The organism is Caballeronia sp. M23-90 (assembly GCF_053574605.1).
In genome coordinates, this window is the sequence record NZ_JBSIPA010000609.1 from 1 (window position 1) to 3,175 (window position 3,175).

The window sequence follows — 3,175 nt, forward strand, 5'->3', positions numbered from 1 at the left end:
TGGTCGAGACGCCAACCGCCACGGCGCAGCGGCGCGCGATCAAAGTCCCGAAGCGCAAGGTTTTGCGCGACGCTCATGCTCGCCACGCACGCATTCTTGAGCGGCTCCTCGGGAATCGCGAACACGCGCCGTTGCGTCATCTCTTCGCGTGTCGCCCGATACGCGCGGCCGTCGATTTCCATCTCACCGGCCTTCACGCGGCGTTGCCCGACAAGCGCTTCGACCAGTTCCTTCTGACCATTCCCCGATACTCCCGCAATGCCGAGTATCTCTCCCGCGCGAACCTGCAGCGACGCATGTTTGACCGCGGCGTGGCCGCGATCATCTTCGACGGAAAGCGTCCTGATTGCCAGGCGAATCTGCGCTGCAGCGTCCACCGGTTTGCGTGCGACCCGTTCGGCGGTGACCGCCTCCATCACGGCGTGGTCGCGGGTTTCATCGGCGCCCATCATCAGCCCGGCCAGCGCGTCGCGGTTCGTGCCCGACACCGCGCCCGATCCAACCTGACGCCCTTTGCGCAGCACGGTCACGTCGTCGGCGTAGGCCATCACTTCGCGGAACTTGTGCGTGATCATCAATACAGTCAGCTCGCCGCGCGTGGTCAGGTCGCGCATCAGCCCAAGCACTTCGTCGGCTTCCTGCGGCGTGAGGACGGAGGTGGGTTCATCGAGGATCAGGAAACGCTGCTTCAAATACAACTGCTTGAGGATCTCCAGCTTCTGCTTTTCCCCGGCCGCGAGGCCCGACACCGGTGCATCGAGGGGCAGGCGGAACGGCATGCCCTTCATGAACGTTTCGAGTGCCGCGCGTTCTGCTTTCCAGTCGATTTTCCAGGGCAGGCGGCCGCGCGCCAGCAACAGGTTCTCTTCCACCGACAAACCCGCGGCCAGCGTGAAATGCTGGTACACCATGCCGATACCCAGTGCCTGTGCATCACGCGGCGACGTAATATGAACCTCGCGATTGCCTACCGAGATCTGCCCTTCATCGAGCACGCCGTAACCCACCAGTCCCTTCACGAGCGTGCTCTTGCCTGCACCGTTTTCGCCGAGCAACGCGTGGACAGTGCCCGCGCGGACCTTGATCGATACATTGTCGAGCGCGCGAAATGCGCCGAAGGATTTGCCGGCGTTGTGGATCTCCACGTCGAGCGCATGCGATGCAGTGGACATGGTCAGCCGCCGAGCGTGGTCAGGAGCGCTTGTGAATCGGAAACCGTACCGAACACGCCACCTTGCATCGTGATCATGTGCAGCGCCGCGTCGTGGTTGCCGGGATCGGTCGCGCCACAACAATCGGCGAGCACGGTGCATTCGAAACCGCGGTCGTTCGCTTCGCGCATGGTGGTGTGCACGCAGACGTCGGTGGTGATGCCGGTCAGCACCAGATTCACGATACCGCGCGTGCGCAGAATCAGTTCGAGATCGGTGGCGCAGAACGAGCCCTTGCCGGGCTTGTCGATGACAATTTCGCCCGGCAGCGGCGCGAGTTCATCGATGATTTCCCATCCCGGTTCGCCGCGCACGAGAATGCGGCCGCAAGGGCCATCGTCGCCAATACCCACGCCTTCCGTTCCCGCGCGACGGCTACGCCAGCGCTTGTTTGCAGGCAGATCAGACAGATCCGGCCGGTGCCCTTCGCGCGTGTGAATGATCGTGAAGCCCTGCTCGCGCATCATGTTCATCACATGTTTTATCGGTTCGATAGGCGCGCGCGTGAGCGACAGGTCGTAGCCCATCTTGTCGACATAACCGCCATGTCCACAGAAATCAATCTGCATGTCGATGACGACGAGCGCGGTATTGTCGGGGCGCAGGTTGCCGTCGAAGGGCCACGGATAAGGTCTGGCTTCAATGAATCGGTTCATGGTCGGAGCGCCTTCAAAAAGGGGTCAGCGTGTGAGACTCAGTTCGCCCGGCGCGCCGGCGAGCGTGCGGTCGGGACGGCAATTGATGATCATGATCGCGAGCGTGAGCACGTACGGCGCAGCGTTATAGAGGTAATAACCGCTCGTCACGCCGATAGCCTGCAATGCCGGGCCGAGAGCGCCGGCGGCGCCGAAGAGCAACGCAGCCCACAGGCATCGCAGCGGTTGCCAGCGCGCGAAGATGACGAGCGCGACCGCCATCAACCCTTGTCCGCTCGATAAACCTTCATTCCAGCTACCCGGATAAACGAGCGACAAGTACGCACCGCCCACGCCCGCAAAAAAGCCACCTACGGACGTCGCGATGATCCGAATCCGCGTCAGTGGATAACCCATTGCACGTGCAGTCTCCGCGTGATCGCCGACGAGACGCAGGGTCATGCCCCAGCGCGTGCTGCGCAATCCCCACTGCAATGCGAACGCCAGCACCACACCGATCACGAAAAGCGGATTCACGTGCAGCGCGTTATGCAATTGCGGCGAGCTGGACCATGCGCCGAAATCGAACGACTGAAGCCCGGGCGCCTGCGGTTCGATAAACGGCTTGCCCAGATAAAACGCGAGTCCCGTGCCGAGCAGCATCAACGCGATACCGAACGCGATATCGGAGACGCGGGGAAGTGAACACACAAGTCCGTGCAGGCACCCGAGCAACAAGCCGACACACCCCGCCGCGAGCACACCGGCCCACGGCGAACCTGTCAGGTAGGACGCGGCGTAACCGCTCATCGCGCCAGAAACAAGGATGCCCTCGAGCCCGAGGTTTACACGGCCGCCCTTCTCGGTCAGGCATTCGCCAAGGCTCACGAAAAGATACGGCGTACTCACACGGATCGCGCCGGCAACCAGCGACAGCAGCAGGATCACGATGGGCGAATGTGCATCAGGCATGGGTTTGCTCCATCTGCAGGTTGACATCGGCAATGGCCGCGGCCTGCAGCTGCACACGCCACGCTGCGATCCGGCCGCCCAGCGCTTCCCATGCGAGCAGGTTTGCGAACAGGAGACCTTGAAGAACCAGCGTGGTGGCATCAGGCAGATCGAGACGGCGCTGCAGCAGGCTGCCGCTCGCCTCGATGCCGCCGATCATCACCGCGCATACGATGATCGCGAGCGGATTCTGGCGCGCAGCAAATGCGACGAGGATGCCCGCATAACCGTAGCCCGCGAGCAGCGATGCATTCGCGCTGCCCTGCACCGCTGCTCGCGGGCTACGCGTATGCGGGCATCCCCCTCACCGGGCTAGCC

At 62.9% G+C, this 3,175-nt stretch carries 3 protein-coding genes and 1 pseudogene; all 4 read right to left on the reverse strand.

The window, feature by feature from the left end; translation table 11 throughout:
* Window positions 1-1,172 (reverse strand): ABC transporter ATP-binding protein (locus tag ACRXB1_RS33390; RefSeq protein ID WP_449494462.1); only part of this gene is annotated, 1,172 nt, incomplete at its 3' end.
* 2 nt (window positions 1,173-1,174) lie between these two features.
* The gene (biuH, locus tag ACRXB1_RS33395; RefSeq protein ID WP_062172451.1) at window positions 1,175-1,867 is read right to left on the reverse strand and encodes a biuret amidohydrolase; all 693 of its coding nucleotides are present in this window, start codon (window positions 1,865-1,867) and stop codon (window positions 1,175-1,177) included.
* Window positions 1,868-1,891: 24 nt separating this feature from the next.
* Window positions 1,892-2,818: an ABC transporter permease gene (locus ACRXB1_RS33400; RefSeq protein ID WP_062002744.1), complete on the reverse strand. Its 927-nt coding sequence runs from the start codon at window positions 2,816-2,818 to the stop codon at window positions 1,892-1,894.
* Window positions 2,811-3,131 (reverse strand): annotated as a pseudogene (locus ACRXB1_RS33405) (ABC transporter permease); the annotation flags it as partial. The pseudogene ACRXB1_RS33405 and the gene ACRXB1_RS33400, both read right to left, overlap by 8 nt.
* Between the last annotated feature and the right edge of the window lie 44 nt (window positions 3,132-3,175).